Here is a 25,400-nt window from a genome sequence, read left to right as displayed (position 1 = left end):
GTAAGAGGATGGAAGAACGAAACAATAAGCAGCACGATAAAGGCGGTACGGTTCATATCGATGCTGAAACCATGAAGAAAATCGAGGAGTATCAGTCATTCATACGTAAAAAACACCCGGAAATGCCTGTCCCTACCAAAGGGCAGATTGTCCGTAGCAGCGTGAATTATTGGCATCACCAGACGCTGGGGGGATGGGTATGAAAGGCTGGTACACCATTAAAGCCGCTAGCAGCGGTAACAGTGCTGAAATCAGCATTTACGAGGAGATCGGCGGCTGGGGTATCACTGCCCAGCAGTTCTCTGAAGACCTGAAAGCCCTAGGCGATATTTCCAATATCAACCTGCACATTCACTCACCCGGTGGTGATGTTTTCGACGGCATCGCTATCTATAACCTCCTGAATAAACACCCGGCAAAAGTCACCGTGCAGATCGACGGTCTGGCCGCTTCTATGGCGTCAGTTATTGCAATGGCTGGCGACCGTATCGTTATGCCCGAAAACGCGCTCATGATGATTCACAAACCGTGGGGAATCTCTGGTGGGAACGCCAACGACATGCGCGACTATGCCGAACTGCTGGATAAAGTCGAAAGTGTCTTGATCCCGGCATATGCACGCAAAACGGGTAAATCAGCCGAATCACTGGCGGAAATGCTGGAGGATGAAACATGGATGGATGGCCGTGAATGTGTGGCGCAGGGTTTTGCTGACGAATTGTTACCCGCCGTCAGTGCAATGGCCAGTATTGAGTCAAAACGAATTGAGGATTTTGAGCATATGCCAAAAGATATTAAAGGGATGATCACCACTCCCAAAGGCTCCACAAATAACGCGGTACCGGAACAAAATCGCATCAATGGAATTAAAGACTTGTTTGCTATGTTCGGCGGAAAACATGATGCCCTGAAAATGCAGTGTCTGGAGGATGTGGACTGCACACCGGAAAAAGCGAAAGACATGCTCCTGGCATCTTTGGGTAAGATTGCGACACCGTCGAACAAAACCACGGATGCGCACATTTATGCAGGTAATGGCAACATTACCGGTGATGCTATCCGCCAGGGACTTTTTGCCCGTCTGGGTCACGAACGCGCCGAACGGGGAAACCCTTATGCCATGATGAGCCTGTTTGAAATGGCGCAGGCATCGCTGGTGGATCGAGGTATCAGCGTCAGTGGTTTCGGTAACCGCTCGCAGATTGTGAATCTGGCCTTCACGCACAGCACCAGTGATTTCTCTCATATCCTTGCTGGTGGCGCTGAAAAATCTGTGCTGACTGGCTGGCAGAACAGCGGTGAAACTTTCCAGCAGTGGACGAAAACCGGTTCTCTATCCAACTTCCATGAAGCCAAGCGTGTGGGACTGAACGGCTTCTCTGAACTTGCTAAGGTTCCGGAAGGTGCAGAGTATAAATACGTCACAACCAGCGACAGTGGTGTGCCGATCGCCCTGGCTACCTATGGCAATATCTTCTCCATTACTCGTCAGGCAATCATCAACGATGATTTGAGCCAACTTTCAACTATCCCACAGGCGATGGGGCGTGCTGCCGCGCGTACGGTCGGCAATCTGGTCTATCTGCAGCTGACTGCCAACAGTAAATTCACAGATGGCAAAGCGCTGTTCCATGCCGATCATAAAAACCTCATCGCGAAAGGGATGGATACAGACGGACTCAATGAAGCCCGTAAGGCCATGCGCCTGCAGCAGGATGCGAACGGCGATCCTATCAACGTCATTCCTGCCTATATTCTTGTACCGGCCGCGCTGGAAGGGCTGGCAAATCGCGCCGTGCTGTCTTCCTCCTCACTGTTCCCTGTAGACCAGAGTGGCACGCTGAATCAAAACCCCGGCATTATTAACGTCGTGAAGGATATGGCGCAGGTAGTGGTTGAGCCGCGTCTGGACAAGGCCAACAACAAGGAGTGGTACGTCACTGCAGCGCAAGGAACCGACACCATCGAGGTGGCTTATCTGGATGGAATGGACGTGCCATATCTGGAGCTGCTGGAGGGCTTCACCGTGGACGGTATTGCATGGAAGGTGCGTATCGATGCTGGCGTGGCGGCGCTGGATTATCGGGGCATGGTGAAGTCGATCGGGGCGGCATGACGACAGGAGGGCGGCAGATGCTGCCCTTTTTTAAAAGGTACTCCCGGCGGGGATGCCTGCCACGGGGCGGCGGCATCGCGGGAAACGGCTCGTTTTTGAATTCTATGGTCATCATCATCATGTGATAACTGTTTGATTTTAAACGCATCAAAATGGATAGGAACAGGAAAGATGATGAATTGTATATTTTTTGTTCATCATCTTTGGGGGTAATGATGAAACAAGTACGATTAACGATTACTGAATTGGCTGGCGCGACGGGGATGCACCGGCAGACTGTATCAAAGCGCCTGCAGGGGATCCCACCCGCACCAGGCAGCAGCTGTAAGAGAAAACTGTACGACCTTAAATCAGCCTTATCGGCAATCTATTCCACCGGGGGAAGCCAGAATGCAGAATACTGAAGTAATGACGACCATTAAACTGAGCGGATCGCTGGCTAAGACGTTCGGTCGTGCTCATCAGCGACTGATAAGCACACCACGAGAAGTATTTCGGGCGCTGTCGGTTACAATTCCGGGATTCGAAAAGTACCTAAACACAAGCAAGGCCCGTGGCCTAACGTATGCCGTTATGGTGGGTAAGAGAAATATCTCTGAGAGTGATCTGGATTTTCCCAATGTAGGTCAGGAAATTCGGATTGTACCTGTCATTATCGGCAGTAAGCGAGCTGGCGTGCTGCAGACCATTTTGGGTGCGGTATTAGTCGTTGCATCTATCTGGATGCCTGGAGTTGGTATTGCTGCCAGTAACATGATGTTTGCTGCAGGGGCCGCAATGACAATGGGTGGGGTTGCACAAATGCTTTCGCCACAACCGGGGGGGCTATCAAGTAAGCAGGATGCTGATAATAAGGCTTCATATGCTTTTGGTGGTGTAACGAATACAACTGCCCAAGGGAATCCCGTACCCTTGTGTTACGGCAAGCGCCGCATCGGTGGAGCCATTATTTCTGCGGGAATTTACGTCGAAGATAAGATGTGACTGTTACTAATCGCCCGGTTTACAGTATGCTGTCTTAAATAGTAATGACTGATTATGTATATAATAGGTTGTATTACTTTCCCAATAAGGATAGGCGGCTATGAGTGAGTATGATTTTGACTATGAAGAATGGGCAAAAAATAGGCCAACTTTAACTGAAGAAAAAAGCCATCCCAATCATTGGTTTAATAGGGCATCAGATCTTAGAGCTTCAGCGCATGTTCTTTGGTTGGTTATGGAGTCAAAGAAAATACAAGGCGATTTAGGCTATGGAGGTGGTTTCTCTCTCCCGGTAGCATGTTATCCAGTTTACCATATGCTATGTGGGTTATCCTTAGAGTTAATTATGAAAGCTGTAATTTCCCAAAAGAAAATTCCAGTAAAGAGAACTCATGATTTAAATATGCTTGCAAGTGATGTCGGTATTGCCGTAGATCATAAGACAAAAGAATTACTAAAATATTATAAGCATTACATTGAATGGTCTGGTCGTTATCCTGTGCCAACAAGCGGTAAGGATGAGGATTTGACCGGTTTTTGGGATCTGGCCAATGCAGTAACTATGAGACCTTCTACCAAATTCAAAAATTCAAAATTGAAAGTCTATGAGCGCAATGGTGCGACTGATTGGGATAATTTTGATGCGCTTTGGTGTTTAATTAGTGAACATTTCAAGTTTGGGGATCTATCACCGACATAAATTATCTTAAACAGATTCGTTATTCCATGGCCGCAACTGCGGCCTTTTTTATGTATTGAAGCTGTGTATTGCAATGTGTATTGCAAATGATTTGACAGGGCTTAAGTGTCTTAATAATTAACAATAAAATCAATATTCTATTTTCAATACGTTGCATGATGATCCATAAGCCCTGGGGGGTTGCTGGTGGTGACGCGAGCGATATGCGCGACTATGCGGATCTTCTCGACAAGGTTGAATCCGTTCTTATCCCGGCTTATGCGCAGAAAACCGGAAAATCCACCGAAGAAATTGCGGCAATGCTGGAGGACGAAACCTGGATGAACGGCAGCGAGTGCCTTGAACTGGGTTTTGCCGACCAGGTGACACCATCCCTTCAGGCGATGGCCTGTATTCATTCAAAACGTATTGAGGAATTTGAAAAAATGCCAAAAAGCATTCGCAACATGATCACCCCGCCGCGCAACACTACCCAGCGTGACCCGGTTATTACCCAGCCTCAGGCACTGCAGGCAAAAACAGACCCGGCACCGGATGAAAATGCGATCCGCACGCAGGTGTTGGCTGAGCAGAAAGCCCGTGTTAACGCTATCGGCGATCTCTTTGCCATGTTCGGCAATAAGCACATGGAACTGCAGAATCAGTGTGTGGCCGACCCTGATTGCTCCGTCGATAAGGCGAAAGATTTGCTGCTGGCAGAACTCGGTAAAACGGCCACGCCGTCCAATAAATCCACCCAGCCGCATATTCATGCGGGCAACGGTAACTTCGTCGCGGATGGTATTCGCCAGGCACTGATGGCGCGTGCCGGGTTCGAAGGTCAGGAGCGGGATAACGTTTATAACGGTATGACGCTGCGCGAGTATGCGCGTATGGCCCTGACAGAAAAAGGTATCGGCGTGGCCAGCTACAACCCGATGCAGATGGTTGGCCTGGCGCTGACCCACAGCACCTCTGACTTTGGCAACATTCTGCTCGATGTTGCGAACAAAGCGCTGATTCAGGGCTGGGACGAGGCGCAGGAAACCTTCGAGCAGTGGACCAAAAAAGGCCAGCTGTCAGACTTCAAAACGGCGCATCGTGTCGGTATGGGTGGCTTTCCTTCTCTGCGACAGGTTCGCGAAGGGGCTGAGTACAAGTATATTACTACCAGTGACAAAGGCGAAACCATCGCGCTTGCCACGTATGGTGAAATCTTCTCAGTAACCCGCCAAGCGATCATTAACGACGATCTGAACCAGCTTACCGACGTACCGATGAAGATGGGGCGCGCGGCGAAAGCAACGATTGGCGATCTGGTTTACGCCATTCTGACCAAAAACCCGAAACTCTCAGACGGAAAGGCGCTGTTCCATGCCGATCACAAGAACCTGAGCGCGGGCGCAATTTCTGTGGCCAGCCTGGACGAATCGCGCAAGCTGATGCGTCTGCAGAAGGAGGGGGAGCGAACCCTGAATATCCGTCCGGCCTACATGCTGGTGCCCGTCGCCCTGGAAACTCTGGCAAATCAGACTATCAAGTCGGCCAGTGTTAAAGGTGCAGACATCAATGCCGGGATCGTTAACCCTATCCAGAACTTTGCAGAGGTCATTGCCGAACCACGCCTGGATGAAGCTGATGCGAAAGCCTGGTATCTGGCTGCCGCGAAGGGCACCGACACTATTGAAGTCGCTTATCTCAACGGCGTCGACACGCCGTACATCGATCAGCAGGAAGGCTTCACCACTGATGGTATCGCCACGAAAGTGCGCATTGATGCCGGTGTTGCACCGCTGGACTATCGCGGCATGACCAAATCCACTGGTCAGTAAAAAACAGTCCTGACAAACAGACGCCCGTAAGGGCTTTTTTTATACCTGAAACCAGCCCCGCAAGGGGCTGAATGGAGAAATTATGGCTAAGAACTATGCGCAGGACGGGAAGACGATCCCTCTGGTAAACGGTGGTGCAACCGATGTTCACAGCGGCGACCCGGTTGTTGTTGGAAAACTTATCGCGGTGGCAATTACCGATATCCCGGCTGGCGATACCGGGGACGGTTTTACTGAGGGGGTTTTCCTCCTGCCAAAAGTTTCCGCAGATGCGGTTACTGCCGGGGTGCAGGTGTATCTGAAGGACGACAAAATCACGATCGAAGAAACGGACGCCGTTGCCGCGGGCATCGCCTGGGAAGATGCAGGGGCAAACACCACCGTTGTTGAAGTTAAGATCAATGCCTAACCCCTTTGACCGGATGGCGGCGCGCATGGACGCGGCCACCATAAAAAAGATGGGAAAGACAGCGATCATAAATGGCAGCAGCTATGACGTTGTTCCCGCCGAGCAGTTCGAGGAAATGGGGCCATTGTCGGGAACGGGTACTTCGCTGGTGGTTTTCTCTGAGCTTTACCAGCCACGCCGAAACGACAGTGTCGATTACGACGGTAAGAACCTGACCGTTACCCGCTATGACATGTTCAACGGAAAACCCCGCATCTATCTCGAATGAGGAGTCGCTATGTCTGTGAAAGGACTGGAAAGGGCTATTCAGAACCTAAACAGCCTCAGCCGGTTAATCGTTCCTGAGGCAACCGCAAAAGCACTTAACCGGGTGGCCAGCAGAACGATAAGCCAGGGGAGCAAAGCTGTAGCGAAAGAAGCAACAGTTGATGATAACCGGAAAAAGGGGCTTCCGGTTCGTCTGGTCCGCCAGCGTTCCCGTCTGCGCAAGGCCCGTCACGATCGCCCGGTCGCGTCGATAAAAATCAACCGCGGTAATCTTCCTGCGATAAAGCTCGGCACGGCGCGCGTCCGGCTCTCGCGTAAAAAAGGGGCCAGAAACGGAGCGGGCAGCGTCCTTAAAATCGGGCCCTATACCTTTCGTAACGCTTTTATCCAACAGCTCTCGAACGGGCGCTGGCAGGTCATGCGGCGCGTAGGTCAGGCCCGTTATCCGATTGATGTGGTCAAAGTTCCTCTTGAGACACCGCTCACCGTGGCCTTCACCGCTATTTCAAAGCGCCTTATTGAAAGCGATATGCCCAAAGAACTTTCCGCAGCCCTGAAAAACCAACTGAGGATCCACCTGAAGCGATGAACAGACACAGCGCAATTCGTGCAGCCATTCTGGCAAAACTGAAAGCCGAGATTACCGACACGGTCACCTGGTTTGACGGGCGCCCTGTTTTTCTTGAAGAGCAGGATCTCCCTGCCGTGGCTGTATACCTTTCTGACGCGGAGTACACCGGCGATTCGCTTGATGAAGATTCGTGGCAGGCGGTTGTTCACATCGAGGTATTTCTTAAAGCCTCCAGCCCCGACAGCGCGCTTGATTCCTGGATGGAAGAGAAAGTGTATCCGGCAATGGCCTTCATCCCCGGTCTGACCGAACTGGTCGAGACGTTCACCCCGCAGGGTTATGACTATCAGCGGGATGATGAAATGGCCACCTGGGGTTCGGTCGATTTCACGTACTTAATCACCTATTCAATTTAAGAGGTACTTATGCCTACTCCAAACCCGCTGGCCCCCGTGAAAGGTGCCGGTACCACGCTCTGGCTTTACACCGGAACGGGCAACGCTTTCGCTAACCCACTCTCGGATATCGACTGGAACCGCCTGGCGAAAATCAAAGAGCTGACGCCGGGCGAAATGACCGCCGAATCGTATGACGACACTTACCTCGACGACGAGGATGCCGACTGGAACGCGACCGCCCAGGGGGCAAAATCTGCTGGCGATACCTCGTTCACCCTCGCCTGGAAGCCGGGCGAAGAAGGCCAAAAAGACCTTGTCGCATGGTTTATTGATGGCTCAGTACGCTATTACAAAATCAAATACCCGAACGGTACCGTCGACGTTTTCCGCGGCTGGTGCAGCAGCCTGGGTAAAGCCATTCCGGCAAAAGAGGTCATTACCCGTACAGCGAAAATCACCAATACCGGCAAGCCGGAGCTGGCTGAAGAAAGCGGGACCCCGAATATCCCCGTGACCGGCGTTACGCTCGATAAAGCCACGGCAAGCGTGGTCGTGGGCGCAACCACAACGCTCAATGTGACGGTTAACCCTGCCAGTGCCTCAGATACCTCGTTCCGCGTGGCAACCTCCGACGGGGCAAAAGCAACGGTCACCGTTAGCGGCAACGCGATCACCGTCACCGGCGTGGCGGCAGGTACCGCTGACGTTATTGTTATGACCAGCGATGGTAATTTCGTAGCGGTCTGCAAAGTCACCGTAACTGCAGCGTAAGGAAGGACGCATGTTTCTGAAAAAAGAGAAGTTCACCTGGCAAACAGAATCCCTGACCATCTTCGAGCTGTCGGCGCTGCAGCGTATTGAGTACATCACGTTTATGGCCGCAGAGGAAAAGGCCGTCAGCGCTGATAGCGACGGCATCAGCGATCAGGAAATGACGGCCAGGCTGATTGGCTCAAATATTCGCTGCGGTGCGCGTTTGATCGCGATGTCTTTGTGGCATAACGATCCGGCTGGCACGGATGTGGAAACGCTTTATCAGCAGGTGCTTAGCGGCTGGCCGCCGGAGGCGATCGGTAAAGCAGAAATGGAAATAAAGCTGCTCTCCGGCATGCTCGTTCCGGTTGATGATGACAACGTTGCCGATCCGGATGCCTCCGCGGAGGCCGAAAGCGCTGAACCCGTTACGGCGGAAAAGCCCTTGCCAGCGAGCTGAAGTTTGTCCTGAATCTGGCGCGCGAGTTCGGGCGACCCGACTGGCGTGCCATGCTGGCTGGAATGACTTCCAGTGAGCTGGGCGACTGGCACCAGTTCTACCGGGAGCATTATTTTCAGGACGCGCAGCTCGATGCGCATTTCTCAGAGCTGCTTTATTCCATCTCCACTCTTTTCTTCCGCGACCCGGAACTTACCCCCGCACATTTCAGCCTGCTTTCTCCTTCGGATGTCGTCATCAGCGATGACGAGCCGGATGATGACACGCTGATGACCGCCGCTGAGGGGATCACAGGAGGTATCCGATATGGCCCAGCAGATTAGCGATCTGGTCATCAACCTTGACGTCGACAGCGCCACGTTTAGTGAGCAGGTTGCCCGCATAAAGGGCCAGCTCACTGGGATGGCTGAGGACTCTGAAAAAGTCCAGACGCGAATGCAGCGCGCTTCCGAGCGGCAGGCGGCTGCGTTTAAAACTGTGGGCGACGCTGGCGCGGCGGCTGCCGCAGATATGAAATCCCGCCAGTCGGCCGCAACGGAAGGGCTGACCAAAGACTGGCAGAACGTTTCAAAGTCCGTTGATGAAACTCATCGCCGCGTGACCGAACTTAACCAACGCATGCGTGAGAATGACGGGCAGGCCGCAGCGCTTGCCCGCCGACAGGATGAACTGGCGGCATCATTTTTCCGCCAGATTGACGGCGTTCGCCAGCTCAATGGTGAAACACAGTCGCTTGCGAACGTGCAGGCGCGCTTTCGCGCAGCCAGGGCACAGGGCAACATCACCCAGCAGGATTATCTCGCCCTTATTTCCCGCACCACGGCCCGGCAAAAAGAACTGCAGATCGTGGAGGAAAAATCGGCCGCAGCGCGCACGCGATTCCTCAGCCAGCTGAAGCAACAGGTTGCAGAGCAAAAGCTCTCCGGTACCGAGCTGCTGCGCATGAAGGCGGCGCAGGTCGGTGCCAGCGATGCGGCTGAGATCTATATCCGCAAGCTTGAAGCTGCCAAAGTGGCCACGCACGGTCTGGGGCTGCAAAGTGCTGCTGCCCGGCAGGAGCTGGGGGTACTTATCGGCGAGGTCATGCGCGGTAACTTCGGTGCGCTGCGCGGCTCCGGGATCACGCTGGCGAACCGGGCAGGATGGATAGACCAGCTGCTGTCGCTGCGCGGCCTGGGGATCGCCGGCCTGGTTGGTGGGATTGCCGCGGCGGTATTCGGGCTGGGTAAGGCCTGGTATGACGGCAGCAAAGAGTCTGAGGGATTTAACAGGCAGCTGATCCTGACCGGGAACTACGCGGGGAAAACGTCAGGGCAGCTTCAGGCGCTGGCGCGCTCGCTGGCCGGTAATGGCATCACGCAGCATGCCGCTGCAGGTGTGCTGGCGCAGGTAGTTGGAAGCGGCGCGTTCAGCGGTAATGACGTCAGCATGGTCAGCAATGTTGCCGCCAGGCTGCAGCAGGCTACCGGGCAGGCCGTCGACGAAACCATAAATCAGTTTAAACGCCTGAAGGATGATCCGGTTAACGCGGTCGCGACGCTCAACGATTCCCTTCATTTTCTGACGGCCACCCAGTTTGAACAGATAGCTTCTGCTCAGGCGCTGGGGGATTCGCAGAAAGCTGCCGAGCTGGCCATGCGGGCATATTCCGACGCGGTCATTCAGCGCGCCGGGGCGGTCGAGGATAATCTTGGCTCCCTCGAAAAAGCCTGGAACTGGGTGAACAATGCCGCCTCTGGCGCATGGGATGCGATGCTTGGCATAGGGCGTAATCCTGACTCAGCGATGAAGCGCCAGGACTCTTTTGCTGAATGGCAGGCAGCAGAGAAAGAGTATCGCGCGCTGTCCAGCAATCTTAAGGTCGACCCGGATTATGCCGGTAACAACGTTCTGCAGAAAGCGGATGCGGAAAGGCTGAGAAACGCGCGCCAGCAGGTGGAGCTGAAAAAGCAGGCTTACGATCTTGCCGATCAGCAATACGCCCTGGAAGGGCTGGCAGCCGCGCGGGAAAAAATGCGGACGGACCAGCAGGCTCAGGCAATCCGCAACCAGCAGCAGTTTAACCAGCTGGTGGAGTCCGGCGCGACGGCGGCAGAAAAGCGGGCTTCAGCAGAGAAAAAGCTCAGTCAGCTTATTGAGAAAAACCGCCAGGATGCGAAAGACGGTGTCGCCACGCTGTGGACTGAAAAGGACATTGCCGCGGCCCGTGCAGGGATTGAAAAGCAGTGGAAGGATCCAAAAACGCCGAAAGGCAAAAGCTACTCAACGCCCGCCGGGGACAAAGCCGAGGATAAGGCGCAGGCAGAACTTCTCACCCTTCAGGCCCAGCTTAAAACGCTTGAGCAGCATACCAGCGTGAACGACGTCATAAGTAAACAGCGTCAGGATCTCTGGCAGACTGAAAATCAGTTCACCGTTCTGCAGGAGGCCGCTGGGCGTCGTCAGCTTACGGCGCAGGAAAAATCCCTGCTGGCGCACAAGGAAGAAACGCTCGAGTACAAGCGGCAGCTGGCCGACCTGGGCGATAAGGTTGCCAGCCAGCAAAAGCTCAACCAACTGGCCGATCAGGCCGTGAAGTTTGAGCAGCAGCAAAAAGCCGCCAGGGCAGGCCTGCAGGCTCAGTCTGAGGGGGTATCCACCCGCGAGGCCGGACGACAAACCACCCTGCAGCGTCTCAGTGAGAGCTATTCGTACAACCCTCAGGCGCAGCAAAAGGTTCTGGAAGAGCAAAGGGCTACGTTCGAGGCTGAAGATGCCCTGCGCGCAAACTGGCTGGCCGGTGCTAAGCAGGGCTGGGCTGAATATCAGGATTCAGCGACAAACGTTTTCAGCTCCGTTCAGCAGATTTCACAGGCCACATTCACCGGGCTGGCGGGCCAGCTCACCAGCCTTGTGACAACCGGCAAAGCCAGCTTCAGGGACTTCACCACCTCGATCCTCAAAATGATAGTGAACGTTATTAACCAGCTTCTGGTGGCTTACACCATCCAGAGTGCAATGGGCTGGATAAGTAGCGGAACTAATACTGCCTCTGCAGGCCAGTCATTCGCGGTACCGTCTTTCCGGCCCACGGGCTACGACGTGGGTGGTTACACAGGGCATGGCGGTAAGCATGAGCCTGCAGGTGTTGTCCACCGGGGAGAGTTCGTCTTCACCAAAGAGTCGACCAGCCGTATTGGTGTGGCAAACCTTTATCGCCTGATGCGCGGTTATGCAACGGGCGGACTGGTTGGTGGTGGTAATGCCGCTGCTGCTGGTATGGGTGGCGTTAGTGTTTATGCCCCTGTTTCAGTTACAACCGGGCAAGCCGGCGATCAGACGCAGCAACAAAATAGTGGTGCACTCGCTCAGGCCTACCAGAAAGTGGTCGATCGCTCTGTGCGGGAGGGGATAGCCCGTGAAATACGGCCTGGTGGGATTATCTGGAATGCTAATAAACAGAGGTAACTGATGGCCATAGAGCATTTTGCATGGAAGATTCAGGCAGCAAGCCAGCCCACTCTGAGCAGCAAAGATACAGTCAGAACGGCGCAGTTTGGTGATGGATACAAGCAGGTAAGTGGTTCTGGCCTGAACGATGAGGTTCTTAATTATGCCTTTTCTTTTACTGGCGATCCGGTAATTGCCAGGGAGATTCATTCATTTCTGCGGAGGCATAAAACAAAGTCTTTCACATTCACTCCACCTGGTGGTGATTTAGCCCTCTGGCGTGTTGAGGCAGATAGCCTTCAGCGAGTCACCCTGAATAAAAAAGTGGAAACCGTAACCGCAACTTTTGAACAGGCATTTGCACCATGAGCCTTCATGCTGATTATCAAAAACTCGAGCCGGGGAATTCTGTCCGGCTTTTTACTATGGATGGCACCGACTTCGGTATGCCAGATGTGCTTTGCTTCCATGCGCATAATATCGCGCATACACCAGAGGAGATTGATGCTGCTGATGGGGATCAAAGTAAACTGCCTGCGAAATCCATCTGGTGGCAGGGGCAGGAATACAAAGCGTGGCCCTGCCAGATTGAGGGGATAGAGGCTTCCACCAGTGGGAGCAGTGCGCAGCCCAAATTATCGGTAGCTAACCTCGACAGCTCTATCACTGCGCTTTGTCTTGCCTATGATGATCTGCTGCAGGCGAAGGTCACGATCCATGATACGTTGGCTAACTACCTTGATGCCCGAAATTTTCCAGGCGGGAACGCCACGGCAGACCCTACGCAGGAAAAGGTGAAGGTATTTTACATCGATGCCAAAAGCGCAGAGACAAACGAGGCCGTGGAGTTCACACTTTCCAGTCCGATGGACCTGCAAGGATTGATGATTCCGACGCGCCAGCTGCATTCGCTCTGTACCTGGTGCATCCGGAACAAGTATCGCACTGGCGACGGCTGCGACTATGCCGGTACCCGCTATTTCGATAAAAACAACAACCCGGTAAGCGATCCGTCGTTAGATGAATGCCCCGGCACGCTTACGGCCTGTAAGCTCCGGCATGGAGACGGCAACGAACTGCCGTTCGGTGGGTTCCCTGGCACGTCTTTGATCAGGAGCTGATATGCGTCAGAAAACCATCGATGCGATTATGGCTCATGCTACAGCTGAGTATCCTCGCGAGTGCTGTGGCGTGGTGGCGCAGAAAAGCCGTGTTGAACGTTATTTCCCGTGCCGTAATCTTGCAGCGGCGCCAGAGGACAATTTTGTCCTTTGTCCGGAAGATTACGCATCAGCTGAAGACTGGGGAACTGTGATCGCCATCGTTCACAGTCATCCTGATGCCACGACGCAACCAAGCGAACTGGATAAAGCGCAATGCGATGCAACGCTTCTACCCTGGCACATCGTGAGCTGGCCTGAGGGGGATTTACGTACCATCCAGCCGCGCGGAGAACTGCCGCTGCTGGAGCGTCCGTTTGTGCTTGGTCACTTTGACTGCTGGGGTCTGGTCATGAGCTATTTCCGGCAAACCCACGGTATCGAGCTACACGACTATCGGGTTGACTATCCCTGGTGGGAAAAGGGCTATCCGGACAACTTCTATCAGGATTGCTGGTACGAGTGCGGCTTCCGGGAATTCGACGGACCACCAAGGCCCGGCGATATGGTTATCATGCAGGTCCAGGCCGATAAATGGAATCACGCGGGGATCCTGCTTGAGGGCAATATGCTACTGCATCATCTGTACGGACATCTTAGCCAGCGCGTGCCGTATGGTGGTTACTGGCAGGAACGGACGATGAAGATTTTACGTTACAAATCTCTGTGCTAACCTTTTGCAAAACCAAAGGGGTTAGGGATATGAAAAAAACATTATTGGCATTTTCATTGTTAATTATGGCTGGTTGTTCGACAGAGCCAGTTCTACCGCAGAATGCAAAAGAAGTGGCAGCACCAAAAGAATTTCAACAGAAAACAAACACAACTGCCGTGACTATCATTCGCGATAAAGGTTTCGTTGCTGGTGGGTGCGCTATTACAACCTATATCAATGGTAAGTATTTGGCTGAACTTGATACTGGGGAAAAAGTCACTGCTTTCTTAAACCCTGGCGATGTATTGGTTGGAGCAGGGTTTGCTGGGAAAGGCCTATGTAATGGCGCACCTAAAAAAGAACGGGAGTTTTCAATAAAAGAAAATGCTCCTCGAGCTTTAAGAATATTTATCGACCAAAGTGGGAATGTGGACATACTCCCGATGTCGATAAACTAGAGTCTATTTTTAATACTAAAAGGCCACCTTTGGGTGGTTTTTTTATCGGGGTGATTCATGTCAGAAGTAATGACACGCATTGAACTTGGTGGCGTTCTAGGAAAGACTTTTGGTAAAACACATTATCGCTCGATAAGCACAACCCAAGAAGCCTGCAAAGCCTTATCTGCTACGATTAATGGTTTCGAAAAATTCATGAATACGAGTAAGCAAAGAGGGCTTTCTTATGCGGTTTTTCGTGGGAAGAAAAATATAGGCATTGATGAATTAGGTTTTCCTGTTAAGGGTGAGGTTATAAGAATAGTACCAGTGCCGATTGGAAGTAAAAAAGCAGGTGTATTACAAACTATTTTAGGTGCGGTATTAGTAGCAGTAGGGGTGGTATTGAATTTCACACCATTTGCAGGAGCATCACCATTTTTCTATCAAGCTGGTGGCGCTTTGATCCTTGGTGGTGTTGTCCAAATGCTATCACCTCAACCAACCGGATTAGCCAGCAAACAAAGCGCAGACAACCGCGCCTCATACGCATTCGGTGGAGTGACAAACACCGCCGCTCAGGGCTACCCGGTACCGCTACTTTATGGTCGCCGGCGAATCGGCGGAGCGATTATTTCAGCCGGAATTTATGTCGAAGATCAGCAGTAGATAACAAACCTTTTTTCAGGCCACCTTCGGGTGGCTTTTTTATGGGCGCAATATGGCTACAGAAAAAGTGTTAAAGGGCCGCAAGGGCGGCAGTTCCAGTTCCCGAACCCCTACTGAACAGCCAGATGATCTTCAATCTGTAGCGAAGGCTAAAATCCTCGTTGCGCTTGGGGAAGGGGAGTTTGCAGGGCAGCTAACCGGCAAAGATATCTACCTGGACGGAACGGCGCTGGAGAACTCCGACGGCTCACAAAACTTCAGCGGCGTGACGTGGGAGTTTCGCGCGGGAACGCAGGCACAAAATTACATTCAGGGCATTCCCGGTACCGAAAACGAAATCAGCGTGGGTACTGAAGTTTCCAGTGTTACCGCATGGACACGCACTTTCACTAACACCCAGCTATCGGCAGTACGCCTGCGTCTGAAATGGCCGTCTCTGTTTAAACAGGAAGATGACGGGGATTTGGTCGGCTATTCGATCAACTATGCGATTGACCTGCAGACTGACGGCGGAACATGGCAGACGGTACTCAATACCAGCGTTACCGGGAAAACAACCTCTGGTTACGAGCGTAGCCACCGAATTGATTTACCTCAGGCTGGCAGTACCTGGACCATCAGACTGCGTAAAATTACAGCCGATGCTAACAGCGCGAAGATTGGCGACACGATGACACTGCAGAGCTTCACTGAGGTGATCGACGCCAAGTTGCGCTATCCGAACACCGCGCTGCTGTATATTGAATTCGACTCCAGCCAGTTTAACGGCTCAATCCCGCAGATCTCCTGTGAGCCCCGCGGACGTGTTATCCGTGTTCCTGATACTTATGACCCTGAAACCCGAACCTATAGCGGTACATGGACCGGGGCGTTTAAATGGGCATGGACGGATAACCCGGCGTGGATTTTTTACGATCTGGTGGTTACCGATCGTTTCGGTCTTGGTAACCGGCTTACTGCGGCTAACATCGATAAATGGACGTTGTATCAGGTGGCTCAGTATTGCGATCAGCAGGTACCGGACGGCAAAGGCGGAAGCGGTACCGAACCACGGTATACCTGCAACGTCTATATCCAGGACCGTAACGACGCTTACACTGTGTTGCGTGATTTTGCCGCTATCTTCCGCGGCATGACTTACTGGGGCGGGGATCAGATCGTTGCCCTGGCTGACATGCCACGTGATGTTGATTACAGCTATACGCGCGCGAACGTTATTGACGGTCGCTTCACCTATTCGAGCAGCACCACGAAAACCCGATACACCACAGCGCTGGTATCCTGGTCCGATCCGGATAACGCCTACGCTGACGCGATGGAGCCCGTATTTGAGCAGGCGCTGGTGGCACGTTACGGCTTTAATCAACTGGAGATGACGGCTATCGGATGCACCCGGCAATCAGAAGCAAACCGAAAAGGCCGCTGGGGCATCCTCACCAACAATAAAGACCGTGTTGTTTCGTTCGATGTCGGCCTGGATGGAAACATACCACAGCCGGGCTACATCATCGCCGTGGCAGACGAACTGATTTCCGGAAAGGTTATGGGCGGCCGCATCAGCGCCGTTAACGGTCGCGTTATCAAACTTGACCGCGTGGCAGATGCGGCCGCAGGTGATCGCCTTATTCTCAACCTACCTTCCGGAGCGTCGCAGAGCAGGACCATTCAGACCGTGAACGGTGAATCAGTCACAGTCACCACGGCATACAGTGAGACGCCGCAGGCCGAAGCTGTTTGGGTGGTGGAATCTGACGAGCTTTACGCTCAGCAGTACCGCGTTGTCAGCGTAAGCGATAACGATAATGGCACCTTCTCGATCACCGCTGCATGGCACGATCCGGATAAATATGCCCGTATCGATACTGGCGCAATTATCGACCAGCGGCCAATAAGTGTAATACCTCCTGGTAATCAGTCACCGCCAGCTAACATCGTGATCAGCTCGTTTTCTGTGGTTCAGCAGAATATCAGCGTCGAAACGATGCGCGTCAGCTGGGACCAGGCGCAGAACGCTATCGCCTATGAGGGGCAGTGGCGCCGCAATGACGGAAACTGGGTGAACATGCCGCGCAGCTCCACCACGTCATTTGACGTCCCGGGGATTTATTCCGGGCGCTACCTGGTGCGCGTGCGCGCAATTAATGCCGCTGAAATTTCCTCAGGATGGGGATATTCAGAAGAGAAGACCCTGACCGGCAAAGTAGGTAATCCGCCTAAGCCAGTAGGATTCACGGCCACGGGCATTAACTGGGGGATCCGTCTGAACTGGGGTTTTCCGACAAACACCGGCGATACGCTAAAAACGGAAATTCAGTACACTGCCAACAGTGACTTTTCAGATCCACTCTTGCTCTCAGATGTGCCTTATCCATCTGCGGAATACACCCAGCTCGGCCTTAAAGCAGGGCAGGAATTCTGGTACCGCGCGCAACTGGTAGACAGAACGGGTAACGAGTCTGGTTATACCGACTGGATCAGGGGGATGTCTAACGATAACGCCGATGATTATCTGGGTGATATCGCAGGCGATTTCCTTACCTCTGCTGATGGGGAGCGCCTCACTGGTGACATCGATACCAACATTGAAGGAATTCTTCAGAACGCCCTCGCGAACCACGGAACAGTCGAGCATCAGTGGGCACAATACGGGGAAGTGCGTGCCGATATCCTTGTTGTTAAAACGACGATTGCTGAGGTGGATAAGGCAATGGCCGAACTATCAACGCAGGTACAGGCGCAGATAGAGGACGTAACTGCAGCACTGGAGGATAAGCTTACCGCCGTCGTCGATGCCTCCGGCGCTTCGGCGATCTATACCCTCAAAGCAGGCGTCAGGATAAACGGCATCATGTATAACGCCGGGATGTCGATTGCCGTTCTGGCGCAGGCAGGGCAGCCGATCGTTACCCGCGTTGGTTTCAACGCTAACCAGTTCGTGCTGATGAGTGGCAGTGGTGATACCCAGTATTCACCATTCGCGGTGATAAATGGCCAGGTATTTATCAGCTCAGCGTTTATTCAGGATGGCACGATCACCAATGCCAAAATCGGCAATTTCATCCAGTCAAATAATTATGTTGCAGGGTCGCAGGGATGGCGAATTGATAAAAACGGGACGTTCGAAATTAACGGCGTAGCTGGAGGGGGGAGAATGCTGATAACCAGCACTCTTATTCAGATTTACGACAGCAACAACGTGCTGCGCGTCAGAATGGGGTTATGGTAATGCCGCAGGGTTTACAATGCTGGGATAGTGCAGGGCGTATTGCTGTAGATCTAACTGATTATGCAATCAGATATATAGGGAGCACATCTGTAACGTTTGCTGCCGGAGAAACGGTAAAAGACGTTTATTTTTCGGGTATAACTCAGGATGGCTCATTTATAACGATTGTAACGTCGGGGGTAACTGCGAATGAATATTACTGCCGCGCTTTTAATGGCGGCTTCACTGCATTCTATTTACCGATCACTGGCAGTCCTGCATTCACTTTCACAGTTGAGGTTTATAACTTTCAATGAGCGGTTTCGAAGTTTACAACAGTGACGGAAAGTTGCTTGTTGACTCTCAAAACAGGTCCACCCTTTTTTATGATCAACGCTCGCTGGGTGCTGTTACCGATAAAGGGTTTTACCGCGTGGATAGCCCGTTCGGTGACGGAAGTACGCTGGGTTTCACCCAGCAACAATTCTGGAATGACGGAACCTTGCGGTGGCTTAAACTGGACGTAAACAAGTATGGTTTACCCGGAGCTGAGCTTCTTGAAGACAATGCAGGCAGCATGATCCGCACGACGAGAAACATCGGAATGCAGAGCGGTTACCTGGATGTTTTCGATAGTGCCGGAAACCTTATCTGGAGTGCTGCATCAGCATCGAAAATGCCAAGGGTTGTTGGCTTCTTTGACGTGCCGGCGAACTATGACCTGCAGAACAATACCTTTGTGTTAAACCTCAGCTTTACCCCGTGGATTCTGGTGAATAACTGCCCCGGAAACCTCAGTGATGATGGAGGGGTAACGGGTTACTCAGGCATTGCTCTGAAGTGGACTGGCTCGCAGCTGCAGGGCCGATACATCTCAAAAAATCAGCGTAGCTGGAGCCAGACACTCCAGGGGCGTGGGTTACGAATCCCCATCGCTCAGTTTGTCGGCATTTGATGCAGGTGGAACGCGGGGATAATGCGTAGCGATCATGTTTTGCCTAACCCCCTTTGCTGGCTCGAACCTGTACACAACATCAAAATTATCTGCTTTCTTATAGCAAATATTACTCAGTCGCTTATTAACATGACGGCTAAAAATACCATTGCTGCTATCTGAAATAACGTTAACTTTCCTTTTTACACAGTCGATGTTGACGTGAATATCACCACCAAGTGATAAGCGCGCTGCATCTACTGGGTAATCCATTTTGAAATTATACTCTTTTTTATGGCCAGAGCAGCCAAACATAAAAAATGTAATGGCTGTGAGTAAAAAACGAGTTTTCATGTAATTCCCTTTTGTTGTTATGGGTGAATTTTAATCTAATGATGTGCTTTTTCTCAAACACAAAAGGGTTTTTATCCTCAAAAATTTGACCTCGCTCCGGCGGGGTTTTTTATTGCCCGAAAGGAGCGCATATGTCTGCAGGAACTATCACCCTGACAAACGGGTCCGCTATTGTTGGCGGTTCAGGAACCTCATTCACAACCGAACTCGCCGCAGGTGACTTTATTGTCTCAACTGTGGGCGGGGTTCCGTATACGCTGCCAGTGAAAACAGTCGACAGTGGCACGCAGCTCACGCTTGTCAGCAACTTCACCGGGCCAACACAATCCGGCGCAGCCTGGTCAGCCGTCCCCCGCGTTGCTCTGAACATGGTAACTGCCGCGTTGGTGGCGCAAAGTGCTGAAGCGCTGCGTGGACTGAATTACGACAAACAGAACTGGCAGCAGGTTTACAGCGCCGCCGGAAACATCACAGTGAAGCTGCCAGACGGCACTACCTTCACCGGCCCGTCATGGAAATATCTGTCTGACAATATGGCGACTAAGAGCGGTGGGGCCGTACCTGTTAACCAGGGTGGTACCGGATCGACAACCGCATCAGGCGCTCGCACAAACCTCGGTTTAGGCACATTCGTTACCCAGGAAGATCAGAGCATCGTCTATGGCCCGTCGCAGGATCATGCGCTTGTCGTACGAAAAGACGAATGGGGCGTCGTTGTTTCGGATAATGGTAATCCGGTACCACTCGGAACCCGTTATGGCGGAACGGGGGCAACCACCGGAGATTACTGGGGAGCCTGTACTAACATTGGAGCCATAAGACAAAAGACAGCACGGTTTGCGCCTGGTGATACACCGACGAACATTTACTGGAAAAACAGTACCGGCTTCATTACTGGCCAGGTTGAAGGTGGAGCCGTAGGGGCATGGATTGATATTACCTCTGCCGATGAAGCCGCCCGAATGCAGCTAATAGGTTTTTATGGCGACAATAATGGTAAACGTGGGTTCGGTTATAAGGTTTATAACCCCAACTCTCAGTCCTGGTACAATCTCGCCGTAGCGCGTGATACAAGCAACACAACCGTAGATAGCAACGGGTTTATCAAAATCGCGTCACCAATTGTGAAGATTTACGGTGACGGACGATATGAAACTAACGATGAATCAGAAGGTGTTACGGTCACTCGTCTGGATGTAGGCCAATATCTCATTGATGGGTGTGAATCACTCAGTTCAGACGCTGCCTGGGGCGGTATCGACGGAGGGTTTGAGATTCCCACAGACCGGAATAAACAACCGCTGATTTGGCTGGATTATGAGGTTAATGCCGATGGTTCTGTGTTGGTCAAAACCTATCATCGTACACACTCTGATGCACCAGCATTCGGCAGGAACGAACAGGACGGTATAAACGATGGAGATCCTATTGATATCCCTGCTGATCAGTTCGTCTGCGTTCGGGTAGAAATGCCGACTGATTGTTTATTCAACCAAAAAATTAAAGTTGCTGAGACAGCCCCGACTTAAGTTGAGAAATTTACAAACGGCATAATTCGAAGCGCGTGAGAAACTTAGAAACGAAACGGCGAAGCTTTAAGCAGCCGCTGCTGGGCCTGCATCTTGCGGACACTTACAAATAAAACTACTGTATATAAAAACAGTCTTTGAGGTGTGTGCAATGGAATTCATCAGGCCAACAGAACTGCGAGAAATTATCGCTCTCCCGCTTTTCAGTGACTTAGTACAGTGTGGTTTTCCAAGCCCCGCTGCTGATTACGTTGAACAGCGTATCGATCTCAATGAGTTACTGGTTTCCCACCCGAGCTCAACATACTTCGTCAAAGCCGCGGGTGATTCAATGATCGAAGCCGGGATTAGCGACGGTGATCTGCTGGTGGTGGACAGTTCGCGCACAGCTGAACATGGTGACATTGTCATCGCCGCGGTGGAAGGGGAATTCACTGTTAAACGCCTGCAGCTGCGCCCAACAGTGCAGCTCAATCCTATGAACAGCGCCTACAGTCCGATTGTTGTTGGCAGCGAAGACACTCTGGACGTTTTCGGCGTCGTGACTTTCATCGTTAAATCTGCGAGCTGAATATGTTTGCGCTCTGTGATGTGAATTCGTTCTACGCATCATGCGAAACAGTGTTTCGGCCCGATTTGAAAGGGCGGCCAGTGGTTGTTCTCTCGAACAATGACGGCTGTGTAATAGCACGCAGCGTCGAGGCCAAAGCCGCTGGAATTACTATGGGAGAGCCGTTCTTCAAGCAAAAAGAGCTTTTCCGGCGGGCTGGCGTTGTTTGCTTCAGCAGCAACTATGAGCTTTATGCTGATATGTCAAACCGGGTAATGACAACGCTTGAAGAAATGAGCCCCCGCGTTGAAATTTACAGTATCGATGAAGCTTTTTGTGACCTGACGGGCGTTAGGAACTGCCGGGACCTGACGGAGTTCGGCAAAGAGATCCGCGCTACGGTTCTGAAGCGTACGCACCTGACTGTCGGGGTTGGCATCGCGCAGACGAAAACCCTCGCCAAGCTGGCAAATCACGCCGCCAAGAAATGGCAGCGTCAGACGGGCGGAGTTGTTGATTTGTCCAATATCGATCGCCAGCGTCGGCTATTGGCTATCGTGCCTGTAGAGGATGTTTGGGGCGTTGGTCGCAGAATCAGTAAGAAGCTTAATGCCATGGGCATCAAAACAGCTCTGGACCTCTCTGAGCAGAGTACGTGGATTATCCGAAAGCACTTCAATGTCGTCCTGGAACGAACTGTCCGGGAGCTGCGCGGCGAACCATGTCTGGATCTGGAGGAGTTTGCACCAGCTAAGCAGGAAATCGTCTGCAGTCGGTCATTCGGCGAACGCGTTACTGAGTATGAACAGATGCGCCAGGCTATCTGCAGCTATGCCGCCCGAGGTGCTGAAAAACTTCGGGGTGAGCATCAATACTGCCGCTTTATCTCTGCGTTCGTGAAAACCTCTCCCTTTGCACTTAACGAGCCATATTATGGTAATAGCGCGTCAATGAAGCTTCTTACCCCTACACAGGATTCCCGAGACATCATCAACGCCGCGATAAAGTGCCTGGACAAAATCTGGAAGGATGGTCACCGGTACCAGAAGGCAGGAATCATGCTCGGGGATTTTTTCAGCCAGGGTGTGGCTCAGCTCAACCTGTTCGACGAGAACGCGCCACGGGCAGGTAGCGAAAGGTTGATGGAAGTGCTCGATCACCTGAACGCAAAAGACGGAAAAGGAACGCTCTACTTTGCCGGCCAGGGCATTCAGCCGCAGTGGAAGATGAAGCGTGAAATGCTTTCTCCCCGTTATACAACAAGATATTCTGATCTATTGAGAGTAAAATAAAATATACTGGTAGTTCTAATCCGCTATGTGCTAGAAGCGGACTTGTGCATTTGGCAGAAGAACCACCTAGATCCAGAACAGCCACACTACTAATTTTGGGGAATTGTGCATCATATCACTTTTTTTCGCTTTCCTGCGTTAAAGGCTAATGCAATAATTTTCTGAACTATGGATGATTAATGATGTTGGATAACGATTAAACTAAGGATTAACTTATGGCACTCCCAGATAGCCTCAAAGGAAGATACGCATATCATTTTACTTCGATTGACAATCTTAATTCTATAATCGAAAACGGGCTGTTATGTACCAACTTAAAAAATGAACAAAATATTTCTCATCAGAATATTGCCGAACTTGGGATACAAGGAAGAAGAAGTACGATGTCGGTACCGTGTTCTGACGGCAAGTTTGTCCATGACTATGTCCCTTTTTATTTCTCTAAAAGAAACTCAATGCAACTGGGTGTGATTAACAAAAAAAATATTGATCAAATGTTTCTTATTTACTTCGCTATTCCCATAAAAATCATTGAAGAAAAAGTTGGAGTTGTTTTTTCTGACGCTTCGGCAAACACTGATATACCACCAAATTTTTATAACGCTTCATCATTAAACATGCTTCATTCTTTAAACTGGGATATTATTGATAGCAAAAAATGGGCTTGCCCGTCAGAGGAAGCTCGTCACCAGAAGATGGCTGAGTTACTTGTCCCAGATAGTATCAATATTTCAGATGTGGCTTATATAGTTGTTTGGAATGAATGGGTCAAGAACAAAGTTTTAGAAGTATTCAAATCCAAAGGAATACAAGCGCCTCCAATCCGGTATGATGAAGATCACTATTATATTAACTTTTATGCTGGTGGAAGAGCATCAATTGTAACAGGACCCTTTCATCTAAAGCGCGCCATGGAGTCGACGATTACAAAAATATGTGAAGATTGTAAAGGTTTTAAAAAGTTTAGTAGTATTCGTGATGCATTAAAGGCAATAGAAAACAACTTTTCATCTATAAAAGAGCTTGGCGATATAGACGGTTTAAAGGCAAGTTATTGGCCGCATACTGATGATGTAGGCACACATAGCAGAAAGGTAGCTAGTGCTCTAAATCAGTTCGTTGAATATACTAGTTTGTCTGATGAAGATAAATATATTGTTCTTTTATCCGCATATTTGCATGACATAGGAAAAGGGCCGAAGTCTCGCTGGGGAGAGGATGGAATGACTAAAGCTGATAATGACCATGCCGCAAAGTCCTTGCCTATGCTGAAACGAATTCTTACTGAAGATATAGGCGGGCTTAGTGAACAATCCGTGAGAAAGATAGTAACCTTGGTTACTTATGATGACTTGATCGGTGACATTGTTGCAAAAGATCGTAATGAGGAGCAATTGTTTGACATAATTAATAATCAAAATGATTTGCAAATGTTAATTGCTCTATCAAAAGCAGATATGTATGCAATCAATCCAGAATGGGTTACTATCCACAGTAAATCAATAGAGGGCTTAGAAGAAAGATTTAGGCGCGGGATTAGGAGTAATAGTCAATGTTAAATTTTGTTAAAGGCAACTTCTTTGATTATGATGCTGATATAAGAATTAACACAGTTAACTGTGTAGGTGTCATGGGGACTGGTGTCGCTTTAGCATTTAAAAATAAATATCCTGAGATGTTCAAGGAGTATGTCCGTCAATGTAAGGCTAGAGAAATAGCACCAGGAAAACCTAGCGTGTGGAAAAAGGAAGATATGTTCTCTAAAGGGATTGAAATTATAAATTTCCCTACTAAGGACCATTGGCGTAACCCTTCTGAATACGAATATATTGAAAACGGTCTTGCCTGGCTTTCCGAATATTTAAGTGATAAGGAAGGTTTAACGATAACACTACCAGCTCTCGGTTGTGGACATGGTGGATTGGATTGGAGTAACGTTAAAAAACTAATACTTAAATATCTTTCTGAAGATAAAAACAATATTTTAGTTTTTGAGCCGGAATCTTCAAAAAACGCAGGTAAATCGACGATTATTACACCTAGTAAAATTGCAGAACTTAAAAATTTAGGAGTGAATTTAATATCGGTTAAAGATGATTTCTATCCTTTTGGATTGATGCGCTATACGGAAAAAGATCTTTGGGCGCTAGGCAACGAAATTAAAGAGTTTGATATTTCTTTAATCGCCAGTACTAAACCTAATGATCAGGAAAAAGTTGTTATCCTTAAATTAATTGAGTATTGTAAGGCTAATAGCCTGAGTATTTTGTTTGGTGGTTCTGCGTTTGATAAAAAAATGGCTTTGCATTCTATTAAACAAGGTGTGAAATCAGGGATTTTTTTGCCAAGCGGAATTTCGTATTCAGCAGAGAAAGTGCGAGGCAAAGGCGTTACGGGTAATATATCTATTCTTTCAATAGGTGATCCTTTTAAATCATTTGATAAAAAAGAATATATACCTTCTGTTATGGGTCGTATGTTTATTTGCAAGAGGATTATTTTTACTACAGAAAGGCTGAAATGGCTTGAAAAACAGGCGGATACCATAATAAATGGTAGGTTGAATTCATATTTTATGAAATACGACAATCTTCAAAATGAGGATTATTTAGCTGCTATTAATATAAACGCAAAACCCTTAAAACCGTTCGATTGTGAACAAATGCTGGAAATCTCCTTTTGATATGGGTTACAGGAAACGATACGATGATGTTCAT

The 25,400-nt window shown here is 50.4% G+C and carries 26 protein-coding genes and 1 pseudogene; 26 read left to right on the top strand and 1 reads right to left on the bottom strand.

Annotated features, from left to right (window positions below):
* The first annotated feature begins 8 nt into the window (after positions 1 to 8).
* The 21 genes and pseudogenes from AC4IBF_RS13150 to AC4IBF_RS13050 all read left to right on the top strand — a co-directional run bounded on the left by AC4IBF_RS13150 (position 9) and on the right by AC4IBF_RS13050 (position 18,979).
* Positions 9 to 203, top strand: a complete 195-nt coding sequence (locus tag AC4IBF_RS13150; protein WP_491462882.1) for a hypothetical protein — start codon at positions 9 to 11, stop codon at positions 201 to 203.
* Positions 200 to 2,116: a ClpP-like prohead protease/major capsid protein fusion protein gene (locus AC4IBF_RS13145; RefSeq protein WP_491462881.1), complete on the top strand. Its 1,917-nt coding sequence runs from the start codon at positions 200 to 202 to the stop codon at positions 2,114 to 2,116. The genes AC4IBF_RS13150 and AC4IBF_RS13145 overlap by 4 nt, the downstream gene beginning before the upstream one ends.
* A 152-nt stretch (positions 2,117 to 2,268) precedes the next feature.
* Positions 2,269 to 2,520 carry a DUF1441 family protein gene (locus tag AC4IBF_RS13140; RefSeq protein WP_491462880.1) on the top strand — a complete coding sequence of 84 codons (252 nt, stop codon included), beginning with the start codon at positions 2,269 to 2,271 and terminating at the stop codon, positions 2,518 to 2,520.
* On the top strand, positions 2,507 to 3,100 hold the full coding sequence (locus tag AC4IBF_RS13135; RefSeq protein ID WP_491462879.1) for a tail assembly protein: 594 nt from the start codon (positions 2,507 to 2,509) through the stop codon (positions 3,098 to 3,100). The genes AC4IBF_RS13140 and AC4IBF_RS13135 overlap by 14 nt, the downstream gene beginning before the upstream one ends.
* Positions 3,101 to 3,200: 100 nt before the next feature.
* A complete protein-coding gene (locus tag AC4IBF_RS13130) occupies positions 3,201 to 3,800 on the top strand; it encodes a HEPN domain-containing protein (protein ID WP_163329216.1) in 600 nt (199 codons plus the stop codon).
* A gap of 155 nt (positions 3,801 to 3,955) precedes the next feature.
* A pseudogene (locus AC4IBF_RS13125) lies at positions 3,956 to 5,611 on the top strand (ClpP-like prohead protease/major capsid protein fusion protein); the annotation flags it as partial.
* An 82-nt stretch (positions 5,612 to 5,693) separates the two neighbouring features.
* A complete protein-coding gene (locus AC4IBF_RS13120) occupies positions 5,694 to 6,020 on the top strand; it encodes a DUF2190 family protein (protein ID WP_491462878.1) in 327 nt (108 codons plus the stop codon).
* A 25-nt stretch (positions 6,021 to 6,045) separates the two neighbouring features.
* Positions 6,046 to 6,288, top strand: coding sequence for a DNA breaking-rejoining protein (locus AC4IBF_RS13115; protein WP_491463322.1), 243 nt, complete (start codon positions 6,046 to 6,048; stop codon positions 6,286 to 6,288).
* Positions 6,289 to 6,297: 9 nt separating this feature from the next.
* Complete coding sequence (locus tag AC4IBF_RS13110; RefSeq protein WP_032623278.1) at positions 6,298 to 6,876, top strand: phage tail protein; 579 nt, start codon at positions 6,298 to 6,300, stop codon at positions 6,874 to 6,876.
* Positions 6,873 to 7,274 (top strand): phage minor tail U family protein, encoded by a 402-nt coding sequence (locus AC4IBF_RS13105; RefSeq protein ID WP_001704117.1) that lies wholly within the window; start codon positions 6,873 to 6,875, stop codon positions 7,272 to 7,274. Before AC4IBF_RS13110 ends, AC4IBF_RS13105 begins: the two co-directional genes overlap by 4 nt.
* A 9-nt stretch (positions 7,275 to 7,283) precedes the next feature.
* A complete protein-coding gene (locus tag AC4IBF_RS13100) occupies positions 7,284 to 8,027 on the top strand; it encodes a phage tail protein (RefSeq protein WP_023292730.1) in 744 nt (247 codons plus the stop codon).
* A gap of 10 nt (positions 8,028 to 8,037) precedes the next feature.
* The gene (gene gpG / locus AC4IBF_RS13095; RefSeq protein ID WP_032623281.1) at positions 8,038 to 8,469 is read left to right on the top strand and encodes a phage tail assembly chaperone G; all 432 of its coding nucleotides are present in this window, start codon (positions 8,038 to 8,040) and stop codon (positions 8,467 to 8,469) included.
* A gap of 50 nt (positions 8,470 to 8,519) precedes the next feature.
* Positions 8,520 to 8,792: a phage tail assembly protein T gene (locus tag AC4IBF_RS13090; RefSeq protein ID WP_023292728.1), complete on the top strand. Its 273-nt coding sequence runs from the start codon at positions 8,520 to 8,522 to the stop codon at positions 8,790 to 8,792.
* Positions 8,776 to 11,916: a phage tail tape measure protein gene (locus AC4IBF_RS13085; RefSeq protein ID WP_491462877.1), complete on the top strand. Its 3,141-nt coding sequence runs from the start codon at positions 8,776 to 8,778 to the stop codon at positions 11,914 to 11,916. The genes AC4IBF_RS13090 and AC4IBF_RS13085 overlap by 17 nt, the downstream gene beginning before the upstream one ends.
* A gap of 3 nt (positions 11,917 to 11,919) precedes the next feature.
* Entirely contained in the window at positions 11,920 to 12,267 is a 348-nt protein-coding gene (locus AC4IBF_RS13080) for a phage tail protein (protein WP_023343873.1), read from the top strand.
* Positions 12,264 to 13,019, top strand: a complete 756-nt coding sequence (locus AC4IBF_RS13075) for a phage minor tail protein L (protein WP_325849079.1) — start codon at positions 12,264 to 12,266, stop codon at positions 13,017 to 13,019. Before AC4IBF_RS13080 ends, AC4IBF_RS13075 begins: the two co-directional genes overlap by 4 nt.
* Before the next feature lies 1 nt (position 13,020).
* The gene (locus tag AC4IBF_RS13070; protein ID WP_491462876.1) at positions 13,021 to 13,731 is read left to right on the top strand and encodes a C40 family peptidase; all 711 of its coding nucleotides are present in this window, start codon (positions 13,021 to 13,023) and stop codon (positions 13,729 to 13,731) included.
* A 29-nt stretch (positions 13,732 to 13,760) separates the two neighbouring features.
* On the top strand, positions 13,761 to 14,171 hold the full coding sequence (locus tag AC4IBF_RS13065; protein WP_325849077.1) for a hypothetical protein: 411 nt from the start codon (positions 13,761 to 13,763) through the stop codon (positions 14,169 to 14,171).
* A 57-nt stretch (positions 14,172 to 14,228) separates the two neighbouring features.
* Positions 14,229 to 14,819 carry a tail assembly protein gene (locus tag AC4IBF_RS13060; protein WP_325849076.1) on the top strand — a complete coding sequence of 197 codons (591 nt, stop codon included), beginning with the start codon at positions 14,229 to 14,231 and terminating at the stop codon, positions 14,817 to 14,819.
* A gap of 52 nt (positions 14,820 to 14,871) precedes the next feature.
* A complete protein-coding gene (locus AC4IBF_RS13055; RefSeq protein WP_491462875.1) occupies positions 14,872 to 18,045 on the top strand; it encodes a TipJ family phage tail tip protein in 3,174 nt (1,057 codons plus the stop codon).
* 292 nt (positions 18,046 to 18,337) lie between these two features.
* The gene (locus AC4IBF_RS13050) at positions 18,338 to 18,979 is read left to right on the top strand and encodes a hypothetical protein (protein ID WP_156731040.1); all 642 of its coding nucleotides are present in this window, start codon (positions 18,338 to 18,340) and stop codon (positions 18,977 to 18,979) included.
* Here AC4IBF_RS13050 and AC4IBF_RS13045 read toward each other — a convergent pair.
* The gene (locus AC4IBF_RS13045; protein WP_213373963.1) at positions 18,944 to 19,312 is read right to left on the bottom strand and encodes a hypothetical protein; all 369 of its coding nucleotides are present in this window, start codon (positions 19,310 to 19,312) and stop codon (positions 18,944 to 18,946) included. The two genes, AC4IBF_RS13050 and AC4IBF_RS13045, sit on opposite strands and share 36 nt — an antisense overlap.
* 131 nt (positions 19,313 to 19,443) lie before the next feature.
* On the opposite strand from AC4IBF_RS13045, the gene AC4IBF_RS13040 reads away from it, so the two are divergent.
* The 5 genes from AC4IBF_RS13040 (at position 19,444) to AC4IBF_RS13020 (ending at position 25,366) form a co-directional block, all read left to right on the top strand.
* Positions 19,444 to 20,841 carry a phage tail fiber protein gene (locus AC4IBF_RS13040; RefSeq protein WP_491462874.1) on the top strand — a complete coding sequence of 466 codons (1,398 nt, stop codon included), beginning with the start codon at positions 19,444 to 19,446 and terminating at the stop codon, positions 20,839 to 20,841.
* A gap of 151 nt (positions 20,842 to 20,992) precedes the next feature.
* Positions 20,993 to 21,412: a translesion error-prone DNA polymerase V autoproteolytic subunit gene (locus tag AC4IBF_RS13035; protein WP_041162658.1), complete on the top strand. Its 420-nt coding sequence runs from the start codon at positions 20,993 to 20,995 to the stop codon at positions 21,410 to 21,412.
* 2 nt (positions 21,413 to 21,414) lie between these two features.
* On the top strand, positions 21,415 to 22,683 hold the full coding sequence (locus AC4IBF_RS13030) for a Y-family DNA polymerase (protein WP_213373965.1): 1,269 nt from the start codon (positions 21,415 to 21,417) through the stop codon (positions 22,681 to 22,683).
* 215 nt (positions 22,684 to 22,898) lie between these two features.
* The gene (locus AC4IBF_RS13025) at positions 22,899 to 24,242 is read left to right on the top strand and encodes a DarT ssDNA thymidine ADP-ribosyltransferase family protein (protein ID WP_213373967.1); all 1,344 of its coding nucleotides are present in this window, start codon (positions 22,899 to 22,901) and stop codon (positions 24,240 to 24,242) included.
* Entirely contained in the window at positions 24,236 to 25,366 is a 1,131-nt protein-coding gene (locus AC4IBF_RS13020; RefSeq protein WP_213373969.1) for a macro domain-containing protein, read from the top strand. Before AC4IBF_RS13025 ends, AC4IBF_RS13020 begins: the two co-directional genes overlap by 7 nt.
* Positions 25,367 to 25,400: the final 34 nt, after the last annotated feature.

This window comes from Enterobacter sp. Taxon_8 (assembly GCF_058354585.1).
Note: the sequence above shows the minus strand (reverse complement) of the source record. Positions and strands in the feature narration are given on the sequence as shown.